We start from the raw sequence: 23,667 nt of genomic DNA on the forward strand, positions 1-23,667 counted from the left end.
GACGTCAGGCCTTGAGCGTCAGGCTGGCGAGATAGGCCTTGGGGTCGGCGGGATCGAACACCTTGCCGTCGAAGAAGGTTTCCTTGCCGCGCGAGTTGCCGCTGGGGATGTCGCCGGCCGGGACGCCGATGGCCGCCGCCGCTTCACGCCAGAGATCGGAGCGGTTGACCTTGGCGATCAGGCCCTGGGCATCCAGGTCACCGGGCAGATAGCCCCAACGCTGGTTCTCGGTGATGAACCAGAGGTCGTGGCTCTGGTAGGGGAAGGAGGCATGTTCGTTCCAGAACTTCATCAGGTGCGGACTGTTCTGTACCACCCGGCCGGTGCCGTAGTCGAAGGTGCCCTGCAGGCGGCCGACCACGTCCTCGGCGGGCGCGCCGATCCAGCGACGCTTGGCGCAGATCTCGGCGACCTTCGCCTTGTTTGCCGCCACGTCGCAGTATTGCTGGGCTTCCAGCACCGCCTTGAGCAGCGCCACGGTAGCCTTGGGATTGGCCTGGACGTAGTCGCCGCGCAGGGCCAGGGCCTTTTCCGGGTGATTGGCCCAGAGCTCGCCGGTGGTCAGGGCGCTGTAGCCGATGTTCTGCTTGATCAGCTGGGCGTTCCAGGGCTCGCCGACGCAGAAGGTGTCCATGTTGCCCACCTTCATGTTGGCCACCATCTGCGCCGGGGGCACCACCATGGTGGTGATGTCCTTGTTCGGATCGATGCCGTTGGCCGCCATCCAATAGCGAATCCAGAGGTCGTGGGTGCCGCCGGGGAAGGTCATGGCGGCCGAGGTCTTCTTGCCGCTGGCCTGGCGTGCGGCCAGGGCGCTCTTGAAGCCGCTGGCGTCGAGGCCGATATTCTGTTCCCTGTAGTCGTTGGACAGGGAGATCCCCTGGCCGTCGACGTTCAGCCGTGCCAGCAGCGCCATGGGCAATGGCTGGCCATTGGGCGTGATCTTGCCCGCGGCCAACTGATAGACCATGGGCGTGAGGATGTGCGCGCCGTCGATGCCATTGGCCGCCGAGCCCAGCACCAGGTTGTCGCGGGTGGTGCCCCAGGAAGACTGCTTGAGCACCTCCACCTCGGTCATGCCGTACTTGGCGAACAGCCCCAGCTCATCGGCGACGAACAGTGGTGCGGCATCGGTGAGGGCGATGAAGCCAAGCTTGGCCTTGGGCGTCTCCACGGCATCGCTGCCGGCTGCCCAGGCGGCGGACCTCAGGCCAGCCGGCAGCAGCGTGAGCGCGGCGCCAGCGCCCAGTACGCCGAGCGACTGCTTGAGAAAACTGCGGCGGGGGAGTCCGCGACCGGCCTGGTCATCGTTACGGGAGCTGTCGTCCATCGTCCTATCCTTATTTCTCGGGCACAAAAAAAGGCATCCACTCTCGGCAGGCCTTGGCTGCGAGCGTGGACACCTTCGTCCGGGGATTGCTGTGGGAGCGCCAGGCGCTCGACAGGACTTTTTGCAGGGACTGTGCCAAGCCCGAAATCCCGGCCGATCCACACCTTTTACCGGTCTCGGGCGCACAGTCGCGGGGCGTTCCGGTGCCTGGGTGCGCCCTGGCGGCGCATGGAGGGTGCTGGATTGGCTAGTGCTCGAAGATGGCCCGCGCTGAATGCTGAATAATGCTAGAGCTCCTGCCCGAGCAACTGCCGGACCAGCTCGGGCAACGGTCGGCCGCTGCGCATCGCCAGTTGCTGCAGATGCTGGTGGGCGTCTGCTTCCGGCAGCTGCAGCTGCTGCATGAGTTGTTGCTTGGCTCGCTCCAGCAGCTTGCGCTCGACCAGGGAACGGCGGCTTTCCTGGAGTTCCGCCTCCACCTCGTGCAGGCGGCGGGTCTGCTCGTGCAGCAACTCGAGGATGCCGGGCTGGCCTTCGCCCGGCCGGGCTTCAGCCAGCGGATTGGCGGTCAGGCTGAACAGCAGCGGCGTGCTCGGCTCACGGTCGAGTTCGGCCAGGCGCCGGGACAGCTTGCGATGGCTGTCCAGGTCCGCCTGGGCCTGGGCGATGCTCTTCGCACAGCGCGCGCGGAGTTCCAGTACCAGGTGCTGGGCGACGGCCTGCATGGCGTCCAGGCGGCGGGTATTGAGTTCGAACCAGAGTTCGGCCAGCGCCGGCTCCACCTGGGCACTCGCCGAGGTGCGCTGGGCGACGCCACGCAGCCGTTCGATCTGCTGCCGCGAAGCGCAATCCTGCACCTCGTGCCAGAGCGCCAGGGCCTGGGGATCGGCATGATCGAGGAAGCCGGCGAAGCAACGGGCCTGGCCACTGTCCAGGTCGTCGAGACGGGCCAGCAGGACGACATCGAAATGACCTTGGGCGAAGCCGACCACTCCGGTCGCCCGGGCCTGGCCCGCCAGTTCCTTGCCCTGCATGAAGTTGAACAGCGCCACCAGGGTTCGGCTGAGACCAGGGTCGCTCGCCGTGTCGGCAGCCTCGAAGATGACCGCCAGCAAGCCGCCGATCAGGTGCGAGAAGGCCGTGGTGGCCTCTTCCATCCCCAGGCGCCGGTCGAGAATGCCGCGCCTCAGGCCGGGCAGGCCATCGAGCAGATGCAGGACGCAGGCGATACGGTTGAGCAGGCGCGGGCGATCCTGGGCCACGCTGGCGTCGAGGGTGTCCAGGCATTCGCGCAGGCGCGTCTCGCTGCAGCGCGTCGTCGCCGAATGCTGTTGCAGGGCGCTGCAATAGCGATCGCTGCCCGTCCCCAGCAGGATATTGCTGAAACCGCGTTCACGTTGCAGGTCATGCACCAGAGCGCTGGCGTCCTCCACCAGCTCGCAGGTCAGGGCAAGGCCCTCCAGTTGCTGCAGTTCGCAACGGCGGGCCGCAAGCATGAAACGCAGGGCAGGGGGCATCTGGCGATCGGACATGGGGCGAGACTCGGACAGGAGGCTGGCCAATGGCCTGCAAAAGCTGCTCCAATCCGCGCTTTCTCAGAACCTGTTTACGATCTCTTGGACTAGAGCCAGACAAGGCAAAAACAGCTGAGGAAGCGCAGTCTACAAGTTGTAAATGAGCATTCCGAAGCTGTTTTAACGCCGTATGGCCGACGGCCAGAAGATCGCAAACAGGTTCTCAGTGGCGATAGAGCCACAGCAGCACCATTACCAGGTTGCCGAGCAGCGACAGGGCGGCGACCACCTGCCAGGTGCGCAGTGGATCGCGGTGCAGCAGCGGTAGGGCGCGGACGGCGGGTTGCCGCTCGCCCTGTTCCAGTCGCAGCAGGGCCTCCTCGGCGGTCTCGAAGCGATCCCTGGGGTCGACCGCCACGGCGCGCTGCAGCCAGTCCTCCAGCCACGCCGGCGCATCGGGGCGGCGCCGCAGCACGCTGGCGGGGGTGGCGAAACGCGGTCGCTGGAAGGGCTCGACTTCGCCATAGGGATAGCTGCCGGTGAGCAGCTCGTAGAGCGTGACGCCGGCGGCGTAGAGATCCTGGGCCGGACTCGGGATGGCACCTTCGAAGGACTCGGGGGCTCGGTAGCTCGGCGTGCCGGGAGTGTCCTGCAGGTCCTGGGACAGCTGGGGGCAGTAGGCCAGGCCGAAGTCCAGCAGGCGCAGTTCGCCATCCTGACCACGGTGCAGGTTGTCCGGCTTGATGTCGCGGTGGAGGATGTTGCGCCTGTGCAACTGACCGAGGGCGCGCAAGAGGCGGGAGGCTACGTCCAGCCAGTCGGCCAGCGCCAGGGGGCCTTCGCTGCGCAGTTGCTGCGCCAGGGTGCGGCCGGAATATTCCCGCTGCACGAAGTAGAGGTGGGCTCGTCGCGGCAGCGGATGCACCTCGACGAAGGCGCGTCCGGCAACGCGGCGCAGGAACCATTCCTCCATCAGCAGGGCATGGCCGGCGAGGGTGTCGTGCTGGAGGTTGGCTGGCAGCGTCTTGAGCAGCCAGGGGCGACCGTTCTCGTCCTGGACCCGGTAGAGCAGCGACTGGCGCGACTCGCCGAGCCGCTCCAGCACCGTCCAGCCTTCGAAGCGCTGGCCGGGCTTGAGGGCCGGCAGCGGCGGCCAGGTGTCCGCGCTGGCCAGGGTGTCGGCCAGGGACACGTCGGGCAGCCGGTCGACGCGCACCAGCAAGGCGCTGGCATTGTCCTGGCCACCGGCATGCAGGGCCCCGGCCACCAGGGCCTGGGCGGTGGCGTCCGGGTCGCTCACGCCATCGGCGAGGATGCGCCTCATGCTGTCCTCGCCCAGGGCCGCCCAGACGCCATCGCTCACCAGCAGCAGGGTCTCGCCGGCTTCGAGTTCGCCTTCGCGGAAGTCCACTACCAGGTGAGTCTCCAGCCCCAGGGCCCGGGTCAGCACATGCTGCATGCCGGTCTGCTGCCAGACGTGGTCGACGGTGAGGCAGGTCAGCTTGCCGCCGTGCCAGCGATAGGCGCGGCAATCGCCAACATGGGCCAAGGTAAAACGCCGTCCGCGGATCACCAGGGCGGTCAGGGTGGTCAGCAGCGGCTGGCCGTTGCCGGCGGCCTGCAACCAGCGATTCTGCGCCAGCAGCAGCCGTTCCAGGGCCTGGGCCACCGGCCAGGTTTCCGGAGTGGAATAGTAATCCTGGGCCAGGGCCTGCAGGGTGGCGCGGGCGGCCAGGCCACCGTCCGGGCAGCCACTGACGCCATCGGCCAGGGCGAACAGATGCCCCTTGGTCGCCGCCAGGGCCGCACTGGGCTGGACGCTGCGCAGGGCATCCTGGTTTTCCTTGCGCGGGCCGGTCGCGGTGGCTTCGGCGGTGACGAGTTCTAGGGGCATGGACGAGGCGCCAGGGCAGGGGTAGGCAGGCCGATGCAAAAGCGATACCCACTACCCGGGCGCCCAGCCGCCCGTCCGCTCGGCGCCATCACCAGATTTCCACGCGCTTGTCCGCCGGCCGCACCATGGCGTCGCCGGCCTGGCAGCTGAATGCCTGGGCGAAGGCCGGCATGTTGGACGGCGCCCCGATGGCGCGGAATCTCATGGGCGCATGGGGATCGGTGTTGAGCGAAAGCCGCAGCTGTTCCTCGCGTACCGAGCTGCGCCACACCCGCGCCCAGTTGAGGAAGAAGCGCTGCTGCTGGGTGTAGCCGTCGATCTTCCGGGCAGCTTCTGTCGGCTTCTTGGCCAGCGCCAGTTGCAGGGCATCGTAGGCGGCATTGATGCCGCCAAGGTCACCGATGTTCTCGCCCAGGGTGAGCTTGCCGTTGACGTGCAGCTCGGGGTGGTCCGGCAGGGGGTGATAGTTGTCGAATTGCTCGACCAGCTTGCCGGTGCGGGCCTCGAAGGCCTTCCGGTCGGCCGAGGTCCACCAGTCCACCTGGTTGCCGGCACCGTCGAACTTGCTGCCCTGGTCGTCGAAGCCATGGCTGGCCTCGTGGCCGATCACCGCGCCGATGCCGCCGTAGTTGATGGCATCGTCACCGTCCGGATAGAAGAACGGCGGCTGCAGGATGGCGGCCGGGAAGTTGATGGTGTTGTCGGTGGAGCTGTAGTAGGCATTGACCGTCTGCGGGTACATGCCCCATTCCTGGCGGTCGGTGGGCTTGCCGATCTTGGCCAGGTCGTGGTGATAGTTGAAGCGCGAGGTGGCCTCCAGGTTGGCATAGAAGCCCTGGGGTTTGAGCGTCAGGCCGCTCCAGTCGCGCCAGCGCTCCGGATAGCCGATCTTGGGCAGGAAGCTGTCCCACTTGGCCAGCGCCTTCTGCTTGGTCTCCGGGCTCATCCAGTCGAGCTTCTCGATGCGCGCCCTGAGCGCCTGCATCACATTGTCCACCAGTTCCTGGGCGCGGGCCTTGGCCTGGGGCGAGAAGTGCTCTTTTACGTAGAGTTGGCCCAGGCCTTCGCCCATGGCGCCGTTGACCGCGCGCAGCACGCGCTTCCAGCGGTCGCTCTGCTGCTGCTGGCCGCTCAGGGTCTGCTGATTGAAGGCGAAGCTCTCCTGCTGGAAGGGCTTGGACAGCCAGGGTGCGGCGTCATCGATCACGTGGGCGCGCAGATAGGCCTGCCACTGCTCGATGGGCGTCTCCGCCAGCATGCGATCGAATTCGGCGAAAAAGCCCGGCTGGGATAGCGAGAAACCCTGCTGGCCGGTCACGCCCTGGCTGGCGAAGAAGGCCTGCCAGTCGAAGTGCGGCGTCACCTGGTTGGCCTCGGCGAAGCTCAGGTAGTGATACTGGTTTTCCGGATTGCGCAGCTCCACCGGCTTGACCGAGGCGCGCGCCAGGCGACTCTCGAAGGCCAGCACCAGCTCGGCCTGGGCCGTGGCCTGGGCCTTGGGTACGCCGGTCAGGACCAGCAGCCGGGCGATATGACCCAGATAGGCCTGGCGCAGCTCGGCGTAGTCGGCTTCCGTGTAGTAATCGGGGGTCGGCAGGCCCAGGCCGCCCTGGTAGGCATAGGCGATCTGCTGCTTGGCGTTCTGGTAGTCGGCGCCGGAGCCGAAGGAGAACACCTGCATGTCGCCACGGGCGAAGCTCTGCTGCAGATAGCGCACCACATCGGCGGTTGTCCGCAGCCGTTCGATGGCGGCCAGTTGCGCCTGGATCGGCCGATAGCCGGCGCGCTCGATGGCGGCCTCGTCCATGCCCGAGCGATACAGCCAGCCAATCTTCTGCTCCACCGAGCCTGCCGGTGCGCGATCCGCCTCGTGGGCGGCGCGTTGCAGGATGGCGTGCTGGTCGTTGAGGGATTTTTCGCCCAGCGCCATGAAGGAGCCCCAGCGTGACTTGTCCGGTGGGATGGGATTGGCCGCGACCCATTTCTGGTTGACGAAGGTGTCGAGGTCGGTACAGGCGGTGGCCGGGTCACCCAGTTCGGTGACGTCGAAGACGGGGGCCGCGAGCGCCTGGCTGCCGAGCAGCAGGCCGATGGCGAGGGTGAGGGGTTTCAACGCAGGCATGGGAGAAAGCGTCTCCAGAAAAAGAACGAATGAGGAGCGGGGTAGGGCGTCGGCAGGGTAGCGGGCCGTGGATGGCCCTGCCAAGGGCAAGCGGCCTTGTCTGAAAAGTGCCTGCGCTCGGTCATGCGGTGTTGAAAATCCGCTGGATCGCCAGCTCGGCCTGGGCGGCCCCGTCGCAATGCTCATTTACCACTCGTAAACTCGAGCGCGAGTCCGATCCGCTTCCTCACGGATTTTTGCCGTGCCTGACCTGCGCTCGGCGACTTTTCAAACAAGCCATGGGCCTAGAAACGACGATCCCCGCCGAAGCGGGGATCGTGGCCAACGCCCTGGATCAGAACACCGTCAGCTGCGCCAGTTGCAGCAGCGGCTGCGGATAGACGCCGAGGACGAAGGTGGCGATGGAAATGGCGATCAGCATCACGCCACCGGCGCGCTGCCCCCAGTTCATCGGCGCATCGTGGCGCTGCAGACCCTGCTCGGTCAGGTACAGGGTGACCATCACGCGCAGGTAGTAGAACAGGCCAATGGCGCTGCCCAAGACGATGGCCGCGGTCTGCCACCACATGCCCGCTTCCACGCCTACGGTAATGACGTAGAACTTGCCGATGAAGCCAGCGGTGAGCGGGATGCCGGCCAGGGACAGCATCATCACCGTCAGCGCCGCGGTCAGGTACGGACGGCGCCAGAACAGGCCGCGGTACTCGAACAGCGCATCGGCGTCACGCTGGCCGTTGCTCGGGCTGGACATCAGGGTTATCACGCCGAAGGCGCCCAGGCTGGTGAACACATAGGTCACCAGATAGACGGCCACGGCTTCCATCGACAGGCCTTCGCCGGAGGCTACCGCCACCAGCAGGTAGCCGAAGTGGGAGATGGAGGAGTAACCCAGCAGGCGCTTGAGGTTGCTCTGCATCAGCGCCAGCAGGTTGCCCACCAGCATCGAGGCGATGGCGATGAAGGCGATGGTGTCGTGCAGCCAGCCGTCTTGGGAGGCCATGGGCATGGTCTGGAACACCCGCACCAGCACGGCGAAGACGGCGACCTTGCTGGCGGTGGCCAGGAAGGCGCCTACCGGCGCTGGCGAGCCTTCGTAGACGTCCGGCGTCCAGAGGTGGAAGGGCACCAGCGACAGCTTGAAGCCGAGCCCGACGATCAACATGCCGAGGCCGATTTCCATCAGCAGGCCGGTGCTCGCCGGAGCGTCCATCTGCATGCCGATGTCGGCGAAGTTCAGGCTGCCGGACTGGGCATAGAGCAGGGCCATGCCGAACAGCAGGATGGCCGAACCGGCGGCGGACAGCACCAGGTACTTCATGCCGGCTTCCAGGGAGCGGCGATTGAAGTAGCTGTAGGCGACCAGGCCATAGACCGGTACCGACAACAGCTCCAGGCCGATGAACAGGCCGGCGACGTTCTGCGCCGCCACCAGCACCAGACCGCCGGTGGCGGAGATCAGCAGCAGCAGGTACAGCTCTTCGCGGTTGCCCGGGTAGCCTTCCATGTAGGCGTGCGACAGGGTCATGCAGGCCAGGGTGGCGATCAGGATCAACGCCATGTAGAAGCAGGTGAAGCCGTCGATGCGCAGCAGCGGGGTGACGTCGATGGCGCCGACGCCCAGGGCCGGAATGCAGGACAGCAGGGCCAGGTTGAGGCCGATCACGCCCAGGGTCGGGATGATGGTGTGATCCCGCCGCCAGGCGATGCCCAGCATCACCACCACGGCGGTGAGGCCGGTGATGATGATCGGCAGGAGGGCGATGAGGTGTTGGTAGGTAAAGGTCATGGCGCTCTTACCGGGCGGAAACGAGAGAGGAGAAGGCTTCGCCGAGCCACTGCTGGACACCGGCCATGCTCGCGGCCGAGGTATCCAGCACCGGCTGGGGATAGACGCCGAGCAGCACCAGCAGCACGCCAAGCAACAGCAGCATCGACAGCTCGCGCGCATTCAGGCCATGCAGTGCGCCCTCGGCCTTGGCCGGACCGAAGTAGGCGCGGTGGATCATGATCAGCGAGTAGACCGAGGCGAACACCAGGCCGAAGGTGGCGATGACGGTGATCATCGGCACCACCGGGAAGGCACCCAGCAGGATCAAAAATTCGCCGACGAAGTTGCCGGTACCTGGCAGGCCCAGGGAGGCCGAGGCGAAGAACAGGCTCAGCGCCGGCAGGTAGGGCATCCGCGCCCAGAGACCGCCCATCTGGCGCATGTCACGGGTGTGCAGGCGCTCATAGAGCTGGCCGCAGAGGATGAACAGGCCGGCGGCGGAGAGGCCGTGGGCGATCATCTGCACCACCACGCCCTGCAGCGCCTGGGGGCTGCCGGAATAGATGCCGATCAGCACGAAGCCCATGTGCGAAACGCTGGAGTAGGCCACCAGGCGCTTGATGTCGGTCTGGGCGAACGACAGGATGGCGCCGTAGAAGATACCGATGATGCCCAGCCACATGGCGATCGGCGCGAATTCCGCCGAGGCGTTGGGGAACAGCGGGATGGCGAAGCGCAGCAGACCGTAGGCCGCGGTCTTGAGCAGGATGCCGGCGAGGTCGACGGAACCTGCGGTGGGGGCCTGGGCGTGGGCATCCGGCAGCCAGGAGTGCACCGGCACCACCGGCAGCTTCACCGCGAAGGCGATGAAGAAGCCCAGCATCAGCAGGTACTCCAGCTTCGGATCCAGCTGCAGTTGCAGCAGGTCTTCGTAGTCGAAGGTCAGGACGCCGGTGGCACCGTAGTTCACCAGCACCAGGGCGATGATCGCCACCAGCATGATCAGGCCGCTGGCCTGGGTGAAGATGAAGAACTTGGTGGCGGCGGTGATGCGGCTCTTCTTGCCGTCCGCGGAGCTATGGCCCCACAGCGCGATCAGGAAGTACATCGGCACCAGCATCATTTCCCAGAAGAAGAAGAACAGGAACAGGTCCAGCGCCAGGAATACCCCCACCACGCCGCCGATGATCCACAGCAGGTTGAGGTGGAAGAAGCCGACGTGGCGCTGCACTTCGCGCCAGGAGCAGGTCACCGCCAGCACACCGAGCAGGCCGGTGAGCAGGATCATCAGCAGCGATAGCCCATCGAGGCCGAAGTGCAGGCTGATGCCGAAACGCGGAATCCAGCTCATCTGGAATTCCGCGGTCCAGGCGGTTTCGGCGCCGGGTGCCGGAGCCAGGCTGTAGTCGCCGTGGGCCCACAGCCACAGGCCGAGCACCAGCTCCAGCAGCATGGTGAACAGGGCGATCCAGCGGGGCACCAGCGGGCCGGTCTTTTCCGTGAGGAAGCAGAGCAGGCCGCCGATGAAGGGGATCAGGATTAGCCAGGGCAGAAGCATGACGTGTACTTATCCTTAGTCAGAGGGTCAGGCCAGCAGCAGCGCGCCGAGCAACAGCACGGCGCCCCCCACGATGGACGCTGCGTACCAGCGCAGACGGCCGTTCTCGGTGATGCTCAGTGCCAGGTTGCCACCGCGCGCCAGCAGCGGGATCAGGCCGATGGCCTGGTCGATGGGGTCGCGGCGCAGCAGGCGGGCCAGCAGCAGGTACGGCTTGACGAAGATCAGGTCGTACAGCCAGTCGAAGCCCCAGGCGTGATACCACCAGGTCCCGAAGAAGCGACCCGGTGCGCTCTTGGCCAGGCCGCTCACGAAGGAGCGCTTGCCGAGGAATAGCAGGGCGGCCAGCAGGATACCGGCGATGGCGATGGCGCCCGAGGTGATCTCCAGCGCGTGCTGGCCTTCACCACCGGCATGGCCGACCGATTCCGGCAGCACCCCGGCCAGCGGCGGGGTGATCAGCGCGCCGACGAAGGTCGAGAGCACCAGCAGCACCGCCAGCGGCAGGTTGTGGGCGATACCATGGCCGGCATGGGCCTCGGTGTGGGCCTGGCCATGGAAGGTGATGAAGATCAGGCGGAAGGTGTAGATCGAAGTCAGGAAGGCACCGGCCAGGCCTGCGTAGAGCAGATAGGTGTGACCACTGGCGAAGGCTTCCCAGAGGATCTCGTCCTTGGAGTAGAAGCCCGCGGTGACCAGTGGCAGCGCCGCCAGGGCCGAACCGCCCACCAGGAAGCTGGCATAGGCCAGGGGGATCTTCTTCCACAGGCCGCCCATCCTGAAGATGTTCTGCTCGTGGTGGCAGGCCAGGATCACCGAGCCCGAGGCGAGAAACAGCAAGGCCTTGAAGAAGGCATGGGTCATCAGGTGGAAGATCGCCGCCTGCCAGGCACCGACACCCAGGGCCAGGAACATGTAGCCGATCTGGCTCATGGTGGAGTAGGCCAGGATGCGCTTGATGTCGGTCTGCACCAGGGCGGCGAAACCGGCCAGCACCAGGGTCACGGCACCGACGATGCCCACCAGGTGGAGGATCTCCGGCGCCAGCGCGAACAGGCCATGGGTCCGGGCGATCAGGTAGACGCCCGCGGTCACCATGGTCGCCGCGTGGATCAGGGCCGAGACCGGGGTCGGACCGGCCATGGCGTCCGCCAGCCAGGTCTGCAGTGGCAGCTGGGCCGACTTGCCCACGGCACCGCCGAGCAGCGCCAGGGTGGCCAGCACGATCAGCGGATCACCGCTGGCGAAGACGTCGGGCGCCTTCTGCAGCAGCTCCTGGATGTCCAGGGTGCCCAGGGTCATGAACAGGATGAACAGGCCGAAGGCCATGAAGACGTCGCCGACGCGGGTGACGATGAAGGCCTTCAGCGCCGCGTTGCCGTTGGCGCGCTCGCTGTAGTAGAAGCCGATCAGCAGGTAGCTGCACAGGCCCACGCCTTCCCAACCGAAGTACAGCAGCAGCAGGTTGTCGCCGAGGACCAGCAGCAACATGCTGAAGATGAACAGGTTGGTGTAGGCGAAGAAGCGCGAATAGCCCTCTTCACCACGCATGTACCAGGAGGCGAACAGGTGGATCAGGAAGCCGACGCCGGTGACCACGCCGAGCATGGTCAGCGACAGGCCATCCAGGTAGAGCGCCATGTTGGGCGCGAAGCCCTCCACGTTCATCCACTGCCAGAGGACGATGGTCAGGTGGCCGTCGGCGGGCGGCGCGACGTGGAAGTTCCAGCCGACCCAGGCGGCGACCAGCGCCGCCAGGCCCACCGAACCCACGCCGATCAGCGCGGAGAGATTCTCCGACAGCCGGCCGCGGGAGAAGGCCAGCAGGAAATAGCCGACCAGGGGAAAGGCGAAGGTGAGGGGTAGCAGGTTCATCCGTGCATCTCGCTGGCGGCATCGACGTCGAGGGTGTGGAAGCGGCGATAGAGCTGCAGCAGGATCGCCAGGCCGATGCTGGCCTCGGCGGCAGCCAAGCTCAGGATCAGGATGAACATCACCTGGCCGTCGGGCGCGCCCCAACGGCTACCCGCGACCACGAAGGCCAGGGCGGCGGCGTTCATCATGATTTCCAGACTCATGAGCACGAAGAGGATGTTGCGGCGGACCATCAGGCCCACCAGGCCAAGGGCGAACAGGGCACCGGCGAGGGCCAGTCCGTGTTCCAGAGGTATGGCATTCATTGGCTGTTCTCCAGTCCTTGGCGACTCACTCGCCGATCCCGTCTTTGACGTCGCTGCGGCCCAGGTGATAGGCCGCGACCAGGGCACCCAGGAGCAGCATGGAGGCCAGCTCGACCGCCAGCAGATAGGGGCCGAACAGGCTGATGCCCACGGCCTTGGCTTCCACCGAGGTATGGCCGATGGTGGCACCGCCCGGGGTCCGCGAGAGCACCACCAGCAGTTCCACCAGCAGCGCCGCGGCGAGGACCGACGGACCGATCCAGACCTTGGGCGTCAGCCACTTGCGCTCCTGGTCGGAGACCACCGGACCGAGGTTGAGCATCATCACCACGAAGACGAACAGCACCATGATGGCGCCGGCGTAGACGATGATCTCCAGGGCCCCGGCGAAGGGTGCGCCCAGGGCGAAGAACACCATGGACACCGCCAGCAACGAGATGATCAGGTACAGCAGGGCATGCACCGGATTGGTGTTGGTGATCACCCGGAAGGTGGCCAGGACGGCCACCCCGGCGGAGAAATAGAAGGCGAATTCCACGACAGCTCCTTAGGGCAGCAGGCTCTTCACGTTGATCGGCTCTGCCTCGCTCTGCGCGGCACCCTTGGGCTTGCCCGCGATGGCCATGCCGGCCACCCGGTAGAAGTTGTATTCCGGATACTTGCCCGGACCCGAGATCAGCAGGTCCTGCTTCTCGTACACCAGCTCCTGGCGGTTGAACTCGGACATCTCGAAGTCCGGGGTCAGCTGGATGGCGGTGGTGGGGCAGGCCTCCTCGCACATGCCGCAGAAGATGCAGCGCGAGAAGTTGATGCGGAAGAACTCGGGGTACCAGCGGCCGTCCTCGGCCTCGGTCTTCTGCAGCGAGATGCAGCCGACCGGGCAGGCCACGGCGCACAGGTTGCAGGCCACGCAGCGCTCCTGGCCGTCGGGGTCGCGGGTGAGGACGATGCGGCCACGGTAGCGCGGCGGCAGGTACACGGGCTCTTCGGGGTATTGCAGAGTGTCGCGCTTGCGGAAGGCGTGACCGAAGATCATCACCACGCTGCGCAACTGGGTGTAGGTGCCATGCAGGATGTGCAGGATTTCCTTGATCATGACGAATACCTCACTGGCCGATGGCCGGCTGGGCGTTGTAGAGCACCACAGCGCCGGTCACCAGCAGGTTGATCAGGGTCAGGGGCAGGCAGAACTTCCAGCTGAAGGCCATTACCTGGTCGTAGCGCGGGCGGGGGACCGAGGCGCGCAGCAGGATGAAGATCATGATGAAGAAGGCGGTCTTCAGGGCGAACCAGAAGAACGACAGCCAGGGCAGGGTGTCCAGGAAGGGACCGTGCCAGCCGCCGAAGAACAGGGTCACCAGCAGCGCCGAGATCAGCACGATGCCGATGTACTCGCCGACGAAGAACATGCCCCACTTCATGCCCGCGTATTCGATGTGGTAGCCGTCGGCGAGCTCCTGCTCGGCTTCCGGCTGATCGAAGGGGTGACGGTGGGTGACGGCGATGCCGGCGATGAAGAAGGTGCAGAAGCCGAAGAACTGGGGAACGATGAACCACCAGCCCTGGTGCTGCGCCTCGACGATCTCCCTCATGTTGAAGGAGCCGGTCACCGCCACGATGCCCATCACCGACAGCCCCATGAACACCTCGTAGGAGAGGGTCTGGGCCGAGGCGCGCATGGCACCCAGCAGGGAGAACTTGTTGTTGCTCGCCCAGCCGGCGAAGAGCACGGCATAGACGTTGACGCCGGCCATGGCGAAGAAGAACAGCAGGCCGATGTTCAGGTCCGCCACGCCCCAGTAGGGGGTGATGGGGATGACCGAGAAGGCCACCAGCAGCGACCCCATGGCGATCACCGGCGCCAGGGCGAAGATCATCTTGTCGGCGAACGGGGGTGTCCAGTCCTCCTTGAAGAACATCTTCAGCATGTCGGCGCCGAGCTGGAAGGCGCCGAAGGGGCCGACCCGGTTGGGACCGTAGCGGTCCTGCCAGAGACCCAGCAGACGCCGTTCGACGAAGCTCAGCAGCGCCCCGCAGATGACCACCGCCAGGAGGATGACGATGGCCTTGAGGATGCCGATGACCACGGCGACGAGGGTAGGGGTGAGCCAGGTCATGCCGCGGCCTCCTGCAGTCCTTCCACGGTGAGGCCGGCGAAGTCCACCGGAATCCCTTCGAAGCCGGCGGGCAGGCCGACCAGGCCAGCCGACAGCTCGGGCTTGATCTGCAGCGGCAGGCGCAGCTCCTGGCCGGCGACCTGCAGGCGCAGCAGGGCGCCTTCGTTGACCCCCAGGCGGTCGGCATCGGCCTTGGCCAGGGCCACGTAGGCGGCCGGGATACGCTCGCGCACCGGCTCGGCGCGGGAAGAGGTCTCTTCGCTGCCGAACAGGTGATACAGCGGCACGGCCTGGAAGCCGGACCCGGTGCCGCGCACGGCGGCAGCCGGGACGGCGAACCAGCTGAGGCGGTCACCCTGGGACTCGATCAGACGGACGCCCGGATCGCCGGCACGCAGGTGACCACCGACTTCGTCCTGGAACTTGTTCCAGGCCTGGGGCGAGTTCCACCCCGGCGACCAGGCGAAGGGGATCTGCTGACGCGGCTCGACGCTGCCGGCATAGCCTTCCATGGAGAAGGCGAAGGCGGTGTCGGCGTCCTGCGGCGCGCGCGGTTCGTGCACGCTGAGGTTGGCGCGCATGGAGGTTCGGCCACTGTAGCGGTGCGGTTCGCGGGCGAGCTTGAGGCCCTTGACCCGGAAGCTGGCGTTGGGCGCGGCGTCACGGATGCCCTCCAGCTGCGGTGCGGCGGTGGCCACGGCGTCGGTGACATGGTCCAGCTGGGTCCAGTCCACCGGGCGGTTGTCCAGGGTATTGCGCAGGGCGTGCAGCCAGCGCCAACCCTCGCGGACCAGGCTGGAGGGATCGTAGTAGCTCGGCTCATAGACCTGGAAGAAGCGCTGGGCGCGACCTTCCTGGCTGACCAGGGTACCGTCGCCTTCGGCGAAGCTCGCCGCCGGCAGCACCAGGTCGGCGCGCTGGGCGGTGGCGGTGCGCTGGTGATCCAGCACCACCAGCACCTGGGCGCGGGCCAGGGCCTGGTCCACCTGCTGGGCAGGGGCGCGGCGATAGAGGTCGTTTTCCAGCACCACCAGGGCATCGGCCTCGCCACTTTCCAGGGCGGCGAAGGCGGCTTCGACGGACTCGCCGCCGTAGAGCGCCAGGCCCAGGCTGTTGGCTTCGGGCACCACCAGGCTCAGGGAGCCGGCCTTGCCCTTGGCGGCCAGGGCCTTGGCCAGGTTGGCGGCGGCTTCGATCAGCGCCGGTTCACCCAGGGAGGTACCGGACACCACCAGCGGCCGCTCGGCGGCCAGTAGGGTCTCGGCCAGCAGGCGGGCCTGCTCGGCGACGTCGTCGCTCAGGCCGTCGACAGCAGGGGCGCTGGCGTCGATGGCATGGGCCACGGCATGGCCGAAGCGGGCCAGTTCCAGCGGCGAGCCATGCAGGCGGGCATCGGCGACGTCGTCCAGGCGGGTCGCGGCGACGCTGGCGATGAACAGCGGATTGCGTTCGCTCTGGCCGATGTTCTGCACGGCGGCGTTCAGCCAGGGCTGGATCTTCTGCGCCGCGGCCATGGCCTCGGGCTTGCCCTTGACCGCCTGACGCAGCGACAGGGCCAGGCGGGCCGCGGTCTGGGTCAGGTCCTCGCCGAGGACGAAGACGGCATCGTGCTTCTCCATGGCGCGCAGGGTCGGGACGGGCAGGGGACTATCCTGCAGCACCTGCAGAGCCAGGCGCACATTGGCCAGGTCACGGGCGCTCATGCCGCTGGAGAAGTTCTCGGCGCCGACCAGTTCGCGCAGGGCGTGGTTGCTTTCCAGGCTGGCGCGGGGCGAGCCGATGCCGATCACCTTCTTGCCACGCAGGAGCAGGGCGGCGCGATCCAGGGCGGCGTCGATGCCGGTCTCCAGGCTGCCGTCCTTCAGCAGGGCCTGGCGCGGACGATCCTTGCGATTGACATAGCCATAGCCGAAGCGGCCACGGTCGCAGAGGAAGTACTGGTTCACCGAGCCGTTGAAGCGGTTCTCGATGCGGCGCAGTTCACCGTAGCGCTCGCCGGGGCTGATATTGCAACCCGAGGAGCAGCCATGGCAGATGCTCGGGGCGAACTGCATGTCCCACTTGCGGTTGTAGCGCTCGGAGTGGGTCTTGTCGGTGAACACCCCGGTGGGGCAGACCTCGGTCAGGTTGCCGGAGAATTCGCTCTCCAGGGCACCGTCCTCGACGCGGCCGAAATAGACGTTGTCGTGGGCACCGTAGACGCCCAGGTCGGTACCGCCGGCGTAGTCCTTGTAGTAGCGCACGCAGCGATAGCAGGCGATGCAGCGGTTCATCTCGTGAGCGACGAACGGGCCGAGGTCCTGGTTCTGGTGGGTACGCTTGGTGAAGCGATAACGGCGCTTGTTGTGGCCGGTCATCACCGTCATGTCCTGCAGGTGGCAATGGCCACCTTCTTCGCAGACCGGACAGTCGTGGGGATGGTTGGTCATCAGCCATTCGATGACCGAGCTGCGGAATTCCTTGGCTTCGGCGTCTTCGATGGAGATGTAGGTCTTGTCGCTGGATGGCGTCATGCAGGACATGACCAGGCGCCCGCGGGTGTCGTTCTCGTCGGCGAACTGCTTCACCGCGCACTGGCGGCAGGCGCCGACGCTGCCCAGCGCCGGGTGCCAGCAGAAATAGGGGATGTCGAGCCCCAGGGACAGGCAGGCTTCGAGGAGGTTGTCCGCCCCGTCGACCTCGTACGTCTTGCCGTCTACATGGATGGTGGCCATAGGGTTTTCTTCTCACCCGCGCGATGCGGGTCTGGCTAATGGGAAAACGTTCGCGCCGTCCTGGCGATCGCCAGTGGCAGCGCCGGCCGGGTCGCGCCCGGCCAGAAAGCTGTGAAGACGGCCCTGGGGCCGATCTTCAGGTCACGCTCGCGGAAGCGGTCGGCCGCGGCTCGCTGGGCGCCTTGCGCACACCGGCCTCGAACTCCTCGCGGAAATACTTGATGGCACTACCCAGGGGCTCGACGGCACCCGGTGCGTGGGCACAGAAGGTCTTGCCTGGGCCGAGGAAGTTGACCAGTTGCAGCAGGGTGTCCAGGTCGCCCTGCTGGCCCTCGCCCTTCTCCAAGGCGCGCAGGAGCTTGACGCTCCAGGGCAGGCCGTCGCGGCAGGGGGTGCACCAGCCACAGGATTCACGGGCGAAGAACTCTTCCATGTTGCGCAGCAGCGAAACCATGTTGACGCTGTCGTCCACGGCCAGGGCCAGGCCGGTGCCCATGCGGGTGCCGACCTTGCCGATGCCGCCGGCGTACATCTGCGCCGAGAGGTGCTCGGGCAGCAGGAAGCCGGTACCGGCCCCACCGGGCTGCCAGCATTTCAGCTTGAAGCCATCGCGCATGCCGCCGGCGTAGTCCTCGAACAGCTCCTGGGCGGTGATGCCGAAGGGCAGTTCCCAGACGCCGGGATTCTTCACCTTGCCGGAGAAGCCCATGAGCTTGGTACCCATGTCTTCGCTGCCTTCGCGGGCCAGGCTCTTGTACCAGTCCACTCCGCCGGCGACGATGCCCGGCACGTTGCACAGGGTCTCGACGTTGTTGACGCAGGTGGGCTTGCCCCAGACGCCGACGGCGGCGGGGAAGGGCGGCTTGGATCTCGGGTTTGCACGGCGGCCTTCCAGGGAGTTGATCAGCGCGGTCTCTTCGCCACAGATGTAGCGACCGGCGCCGGTGTGGACGAACAGCTCGAAGTCGAAGCCGCTGCCCAGGATGTTCTTGCCGAGCAGACCGGCGGCCTTGGCTTCTTCCACCGCGCGTCGCAGGTTGGCGGCGGCGTCGACGTACTCGCCACGCAGGAAGATGTAGCCACGGTAGGCCTTGAGCGCCCGGGCGCTGATCAGCATGCCTTCCACCAGCAGGTGGGGCAGCTGCTCCATGAGCAGGCGGTCCTTCCAGGTGTTGGGCTCCATCTCGTCCGCGTTGCACAGCAGGTAGCGGATATCGAGGGACTCGTCCTTGGGCATCAGGCCCCACTTCACGCCGGTGGGGAAGCCCGCACCGCCACGGCCCTTGAGGCCGGAGTCCTTGACTTCCTGGACGATGGCGTCCGGCGCCAGCTCGGTCAGCGCCTTGCGCGCCGCGGCGTAGCCGTCCTTCGCCTGGTATTCCTCCAGCCAGACCGGGGCGCCGTCTTCACGCAGGCGCCAGGTCAGGGGATGGGTCTCGGGGGTACGGGCGATGCTGTTGGCAGGCCCGAAGGAGGTCAGTCTCATGCGTATCCCTCCAGCAGTTTGGCCACGCCCGCGGGTTGGACATCGCCATGAGTATCGTCGTCGATCATCAGCGCCGGGGCCTTGTCGCAGTTGCCCAGGCAGCACACCGGCAGCAGGGTGAAGCGGCTGTCGGCGGTGGTCTGGCCCAGGCCGATGCCCAGTTGCCGCTGGATCTCGCCGACCACGGATTCGTGGCCGCCGATGTAGCAGGTCATGCTGTCGCACACCCGGATGATGTGGCGGCCGACCGGCACGCGGAAGATCTGGCTATAGAAGGTGGCTACGCCTTCGACGTCGCTGGCGGGGATGCCCAGCACCTCGCCGATGGCATAGATGGCGCCATCCGGTACCCAGCCACGTTCCTTCTGGACGATCTTCAGGGCCTCGATGGACGCCGCGCGCGGGTCCTCGTAGTGGTGCATCTCGTGCTCGATGGCCGAGCGCTCGGTGTCGCTCAGGACGAAACGGTCGGTTTGGATCAGGGTTTCGGTGCTCATGCTCAGCGGTCCACGTCGGCCATGACGAAGTCGATACTGCCCAGGTAGGCAATCAGGTCGGACACCATGCTGCCGCGGATGACGGCCGGGATCTGCTGCAGATGCGGGAAGCTCGGCGTCCGGATGCGGGTGCGGTAGCTCATGGTGCTGCCATCGCTCGTCAGGTAGTAGCTGTTGGCGCCCTTGGTCGCCTCGATCATCTGGAAGGCTTCGCCGGCCGGCATCACCGGACCCCAGGACACTTGCAGGAAGTGGGTGATCAGGGTCTCGATGTGCTGCAGGGTGCGTTCCTTGGGCGGCGGCGTGGTCAGCGGGTGGTCCGCCTTGTACGGGCCTTCGGGCATGTGCTGCAGGCACTGCTCGATGATGCGCAGGCTCTGGCGCATCTCTTCGACGCGCAGCATGCCGCGGTCGTAGCAGTCGCCGTTGTGGGCGATGGGCACCTCGAATTCGAAATTCTCGTAGCCGGAGTAGGGCCGGGCCTTGCGCAGGTCGAAGTCCAGGCCGGTGGCGCGCAGGTTGGGGCCGGTGACGCCCCACTCCAGGGCTTCCTTGGTGTTGTAGGCAGCGACGTTCTTGGTCCGGCCGATGAGGATGCTGTTCTTCATCGCCGCCTTTTCGTACTCGTCCAGACGCTTGGGCATCCAGTCGAGGAATTCGCGCACCAGCTTGTCCCAGCCGCGCGGCAGGTCATGGGCGACGCCGCCGATGCGGAACCAGGCGGGGTGCATGCGGAAGCCGGTGATGGCCTCGATCACCTTGTAGGCGCGCTGGCGGTCGGTGAAGGTGAAGAACACCGGGGTCATGGCGCCGACGTCCTGGATATAGGTACCCAGGTACAGCAGGTGGCTGTTGATGCGGAAGAACTCCGCCATCATCACCCGGATGAAGTCCACCCGCGACGGCACCTTGATGCCGGCGAGCTTTTCCACCGAGAGGACGTAGGGCAGGTTGTTCATCACCCCGCCCAGGTAGTCGATCCGGTCGGTATAGGGGATGTAGCTGTGCCAGGACTGGCGCTCGGCCATCTTCTCGGCGCCACGGTGGTGGTAGCCGATCTCCGGCACGCAGTCGACGATCTCTTCGCCGTCCAGCTGCAGGATGATACGAAAGGCCCCGTGGGCCGAGGGGTGGTTCGGGCCCAGGTTGAGGAACATGAAGTCGGAATTTTCCGCATGCTCCTTCATGCCCCATTCCTCGGGCTTGAATCTCAGGGTTTCCTGTTCGAGATCCTGCTTGGCGGCGTTCAGCGCATAGGGATCGAACTCGGTCGCCCGCGCCGGATAGTCCTTGCGCAGCGGGTGGCCTTGCCAATTGTCGGCCATCAGCATGCGCTTGGGCAGCGGGTGGCCGTCGAAGTGGATGCCGTACATGTCCAGCACTTCCCGCTCGTACCAGTTGGCATTGGGGAAGATGCCGGTCGCGGTCGGCAGGCGCAGGTCATTGGCGGACAGTGCCACCTTGAGCATCACATCGCTGTTACGGTCGATGGACAGCAGGTGGTAGAAGACCGTGAAGTCCGCGTTGGGCAGGCCGCGGCGGTGGGTCCGCAGGCGTTCGTCCACGCCATGCAGGTCATAGAGCATGACGTAGGGGCGGGGCAGATTGCGCAGGAAGCGCAGTACTTCGATGATTCTTTCGCGCGCCACCCAGATCACCGGCATGCCGGTACGGGTGTCTTGCAGGGTCAGGGCGTCGGCGCCGAATTGGCCCTGGAGTTCGCCAACCACCGACGCATCGCCGGCAGGGGCGAGCGCAGAGGCGGACAGAGCGGTGTCTGCGGTCATGATGTTCCGTCGCTATCGATCGTCGTCAGCGTGCAGGTCCCGAAAGGGACTCACACTTCGTCTGGGCTGCGCAGGTTGGTGACCTGGATGCGGCGCTCACGGTTCTGTTCGCGCTGCGAAGGCATCTCGGCGCGGTAGATCCCCTGGTCACCCACCACCCAGGACAGCGGGCGGCGCTCTTCGCCGATGGAATCCTGCAGGAGCATCAGGCCCTGCAGGAAGGCTTCGGGGCGAGGCGGGCAGCCAGGCACGTAGACGTCGACGGGCAGGAACTTGTCCACGCCCTGAACGACCGAGTAGATGTCGTACATACCGCCGGAGTTGGCACAGGCACCCATGGAGATCACCCACTTGGGTTCCAGCATCTGCTCGTACAGGCGCTGGATGACCGGGGCCATCTTCATGAAGGGCGTCCCCGCGATGACCATGAAGTCCGCCTGGCGCGGCGAAGCCCGGATGACCTCGGCGCCGAAGCGAGCGATGTCGTGGGGCGCCGTGAAGGCGGTGGTCATTTCCACGTAGCAGCAGGACAGGCCGAAGTTGTACGGCCAGAGGGAATTCTTGCGCCCCCAATTGACCGCGCCCCGCAGGACATCTTCGAGCTTGCCCATGAAGATACTGCGGTTGACCTGACTTTCGACGGGGTCGGCGACGGTTTCCCGCTCGCCGGCCGGATAGCGGTCTACTGCCGCATCGGGATCGATCCGGGTGAGTTTGTATTGCATTGCCAAAGCCTCATTGTTTCGACTTCGCCTGCCGCTGGCGACGACTCGCAGGCGCCCAGTCGAGCGCTCCGATTCGCCACAGGTAGACAAGACCCGCCAACAGAATTGCTATGAAAATGGAGGCTTCCACGAAGCCGGCCCATCCCGATTCACGGATGGACACCGACCAGGCGAAGAGAAAGAGGGCTTCGACGTCGAAGATCACGAAGAGCATCGCGACCAGGTAGAACTTGGCAGAGAGACGGAGCCGGGCACCACCGGTGGGGACGATGCCGGACTCGAAGGGGTCGTTCTTGCTGCGACCTACGGCCTTGCTGCCGAGGAGGCTGGAGACTCCGAGCATGAAGCCGATCAGACCGACCACGCCCAGGAGGAATACCGCGAAGCTCCAGTTGTGGGTCAGTAGGCTGATCGACTCAGACATGCTTTGAATCCTTAATTATGGGTATCAGGCGCTATCGCTGCGACACGGTGTCGCAAGGCGAACAGATTTTATGCTCCATCGATTCATTCTGTAAATTTATAAGCTTAAAAAGATTCTATTTGACTGCCTTGAATCAAATTAAACGGAACTCTGGTTTTATTTGAGAATGAATATAAGAATTATTCTCGAATAGAATGACGAAGGGCATGAACCCTAGATTGTCCGATGTGACGAGAGTTCTACCACTTGCCGATTTTGTCAGTCGATCAGGTCGGCGCGGATACTCAACTGACGGTCGTTGCGACCTTCGGTGGAGTAGTACTGAGTGAGACCTGAACGATCCTCGTCCAACTGTTGGCGAAAACCACCCAGATCCAGCCACTGGCCCAGGGGGCCACTGAGGCGGGTGGCAGCGCTCTGGGTCTGGACAGTGCCGGGATGCATCGCGGCAGCGCGGTCGTCGACACTGTTGATGTCCAGGTACACCAGGTTGCCGCTCAGCCGGGCGGTGACCTGGAAGCCGCGCTCCAGGCGACGGTAATCGGTCTGGGCATAGCTCTGCCCGTAGGGCGAGGTCTGGTAGGTGGTCACCGGCACGTCTTCGCCGAAGCGGATGAAGGCGGGGTAGCCCTCGGTGACCTGGACGCGCTGGGCGCCATCCTCACGCTGGTCGGTGCTGTTCTCGATGATGCGGACCTGGGGCGAACGCCCATCGCCAGTGACGCCATAGCCCTGCCCGGCACCGCTGCTGCCGGCGCGGGTGGCGAGGGTGATGAGCAGGCGCCGCGGCCGGGTATCCAGTTGCGCCAGCAGATTCTTGATCTCGGTAATCTTCGCCGGCTCTGCGTTGACGATCAGCTGGTTGCCATAGACGTTGATCTTGCCATCGGCGCCCAGTACCGACTGCAAGGTGGGCAGCAGATCGTCGGCAGTGCGGTATTGCAGCGGGATGACTTCGGTTCGTGGCGCGGCCCAGACGCTAGCGCTCAGCAGGAGAAAAACCAGCAGACGTTTCACAGCACCATCCTCCGCAATTCCTGATCCGGCTGGCTGATGGCCCAGAGACGGTCGAAGACCTGTTGCTGGACCTTGACCGCCGCCCGGTCTCCATAGCGTACGAAGCCGTTGGGGGCGCTACCGGTGCGGCGCAGCAGGGCCAGGTCGTCGACGATCAGACAGGCGCCTTCCGGACGTTGCTCCGCTGGCGGGCGACGGATCGACAGATTGCTGGTCAGGCGTTGCGCCAGGGCGATGAGTCGGTGGCCCTGGCGCATGGCCAGGGTACTGTCGTTGATGAGGATGCGCACCTGGTGCCGGGGATTGCCCAGCAGCAGGCGTTTGAGCGCCGTCTCGACGTCGAGGTTGTCATAAAGCGGCGCCTCCAGGTCCGGTGTCTGGATGCAGAGCTGCCGGCAGGCCTGGCTGATGAGCCGGACGCCGTGCTCGCGCAAGGCGTCCAGGCCCTCGAGGCGCAGGGCGAGGTCCTCGCCGAGCCGAGGCTCGGGCAGGCCGTCCAGGGTCAGATCGGCAAAGGACTCGTCCATGGCAGCT

At 65.8% G+C, this 23,667-nt stretch carries 19 protein-coding genes; all 19 read right to left on the reverse strand.

Annotated features, from left to right (window positions below):
* Nucleotides 1–4: 4 nt before the first annotated feature.
* The 19 genes from AR540_RS02030 to AR540_RS02120 all read right to left on the reverse strand — a co-directional run bounded on the left by AR540_RS02030 (nucleotide 5) and on the right by AR540_RS02120 (nucleotide 23,660).
* Nucleotides 5–1,330, reverse strand: coding sequence for a CmpA/NrtA family ABC transporter substrate-binding protein (locus AR540_RS02030; RefSeq protein ID WP_059226190.1), 1,326 nt, complete (start codon nucleotides 1,328–1,330; stop codon nucleotides 5–7).
* Nucleotides 1,331–1,617: 287 nt separating this feature from the next.
* Entirely contained in the window at nucleotides 1,618–2,862 is a 1,245-nt protein-coding gene (locus AR540_RS02035) for a nitrate regulatory protein (protein WP_059226191.1), read from the reverse strand.
* Between the two features lie 205 nt (nucleotides 2,863–3,067).
* Complete coding sequence (locus AR540_RS02040) at nucleotides 3,068–4,738, reverse strand: bifunctional protein-serine/threonine kinase/phosphatase (RefSeq protein ID WP_059226192.1); 1,671 nt, start codon at nucleotides 4,736–4,738, stop codon at nucleotides 3,068–3,070.
* Nucleotides 4,739–4,826: 88 nt separating this feature from the next.
* Nucleotides 4,827–6,860: a M13 family metallopeptidase gene (locus AR540_RS02045; protein ID WP_236711994.1), complete on the reverse strand. Its 2,034-nt coding sequence runs from the start codon at nucleotides 6,858–6,860 to the stop codon at nucleotides 4,827–4,829.
* A 334-nt stretch (nucleotides 6,861–7,194) separates the two neighbouring features.
* Nucleotides 7,195–8,646, reverse strand: a complete 1,452-nt coding sequence (gene nuoN / locus AR540_RS02050) for an NADH-quinone oxidoreductase subunit NuoN (protein ID WP_059226193.1) — start codon at nucleotides 8,644–8,646, stop codon at nucleotides 7,195–7,197.
* A gap of 7 nt (nucleotides 8,647–8,653) precedes the next feature.
* On the reverse strand, nucleotides 8,654–10,186 hold the full coding sequence (gene nuoM / locus AR540_RS02055; RefSeq protein ID WP_059226194.1) for an NADH-quinone oxidoreductase subunit M: 1,533 nt from the start codon (nucleotides 10,184–10,186) through the stop codon (nucleotides 8,654–8,656).
* Nucleotides 10,187–10,213: 27 nt separating this feature from the next.
* On the reverse strand, nucleotides 10,214–12,061 hold the full coding sequence (nuoL, locus tag AR540_RS02060) for an NADH-quinone oxidoreductase subunit L (protein ID WP_059226195.1): 1,848 nt from the start codon (nucleotides 12,059–12,061) through the stop codon (nucleotides 10,214–10,216).
* Nucleotides 12,058–12,366: an NADH-quinone oxidoreductase subunit NuoK gene (nuoK, locus tag AR540_RS02065; RefSeq protein ID WP_059226196.1), complete on the reverse strand. Its 309-nt coding sequence runs from the start codon at nucleotides 12,364–12,366 to the stop codon at nucleotides 12,058–12,060. The genes nuoL and nuoK overlap by 4 nt, the downstream gene beginning before the upstream one ends.
* A gap of 25 nt (nucleotides 12,367–12,391) precedes the next feature.
* The gene (gene nuoJ / locus AR540_RS02070; protein WP_059226197.1) at nucleotides 12,392–12,904 is read right to left on the reverse strand and encodes an NADH-quinone oxidoreductase subunit J; all 513 of its coding nucleotides are present in this window, start codon (nucleotides 12,902–12,904) and stop codon (nucleotides 12,392–12,394) included.
* A 9-nt stretch (nucleotides 12,905–12,913) separates the two neighbouring features.
* Complete coding sequence (gene nuoI / locus AR540_RS02075; RefSeq protein ID WP_058793297.1) at nucleotides 12,914–13,462, reverse strand: NADH-quinone oxidoreductase subunit NuoI; 549 nt, start codon at nucleotides 13,460–13,462, stop codon at nucleotides 12,914–12,916.
* A 10-nt stretch (nucleotides 13,463–13,472) separates the two neighbouring features.
* Nucleotides 13,473–14,483, reverse strand: a complete 1,011-nt coding sequence (gene nuoH, locus AR540_RS02080; RefSeq protein WP_059226198.1) for an NADH-quinone oxidoreductase subunit NuoH — start codon at nucleotides 14,481–14,483, stop codon at nucleotides 13,473–13,475.
* Nucleotides 14,480–17,197 carry an NADH-quinone oxidoreductase subunit NuoG gene (nuoG, locus tag AR540_RS02085; protein ID WP_059226199.1) on the reverse strand — a complete coding sequence of 906 codons (2,718 nt, stop codon included), beginning with the start codon at nucleotides 17,195–17,197 and terminating at the stop codon, nucleotides 14,480–14,482. The genes nuoH and nuoG overlap by 4 nt, the downstream gene beginning before the upstream one ends.
* Nucleotides 17,198–17,333: 136 nt before the next feature.
* Complete coding sequence (gene nuoF, locus AR540_RS02090) at nucleotides 17,334–18,683, reverse strand: NADH-quinone oxidoreductase subunit NuoF (RefSeq protein ID WP_059226200.1); 1,350 nt, start codon at nucleotides 18,681–18,683, stop codon at nucleotides 17,334–17,336.
* Complete coding sequence (nuoE, locus tag AR540_RS02095) at nucleotides 18,680–19,180, reverse strand: NADH-quinone oxidoreductase subunit NuoE (RefSeq protein WP_058764029.1); 501 nt, start codon at nucleotides 19,178–19,180, stop codon at nucleotides 18,680–18,682. Before nuoE ends, nuoF begins: the two co-directional genes overlap by 4 nt.
* Before the next feature lie 2 nt (nucleotides 19,181–19,182).
* Nucleotides 19,183–20,967 (reverse strand): NADH-quinone oxidoreductase subunit C/D, encoded by a 1,785-nt coding sequence (gene nuoC / locus AR540_RS02100; RefSeq protein ID WP_059226201.1) that lies wholly within the window; start codon nucleotides 20,965–20,967, stop codon nucleotides 19,183–19,185.
* 50 nt (nucleotides 20,968–21,017) lie between these two features.
* On the reverse strand, nucleotides 21,018–21,692 hold the full coding sequence (locus AR540_RS02105) for a NuoB/complex I 20 kDa subunit family protein (RefSeq protein WP_059226202.1): 675 nt from the start codon (nucleotides 21,690–21,692) through the stop codon (nucleotides 21,018–21,020).
* 10 nt (nucleotides 21,693–21,702) lie between these two features.
* Nucleotides 21,703–22,116 (reverse strand): NADH-quinone oxidoreductase subunit A, encoded by a 414-nt coding sequence (locus AR540_RS02110; RefSeq protein ID WP_059226203.1) that lies wholly within the window; start codon nucleotides 22,114–22,116, stop codon nucleotides 21,703–21,705.
* Between the two features lie 258 nt (nucleotides 22,117–22,374).
* Entirely contained in the window at nucleotides 22,375–23,133 is a 759-nt protein-coding gene (locus AR540_RS02115) for a secretin N-terminal domain-containing protein (protein WP_059226204.1), read from the reverse strand.
* A complete protein-coding gene (locus AR540_RS02120) occupies nucleotides 23,130–23,660 on the reverse strand; it encodes a DUF7931 domain-containing protein (RefSeq protein ID WP_059226205.1) in 531 nt (176 codons plus the stop codon). The genes AR540_RS02115 and AR540_RS02120 overlap by 4 nt, the downstream gene beginning before the upstream one ends.
* Nucleotides 23,661–23,667: the final 7 nt, after the last annotated feature.

The organism is Pseudomonas sp. EpS/L25 (assembly GCF_001512295.1).
In the GTDB taxonomy this organism is placed as follows: domain Bacteria; phylum Pseudomonadota; class Gammaproteobacteria; order Pseudomonadales; family Pseudomonadaceae; genus Chryseomonas.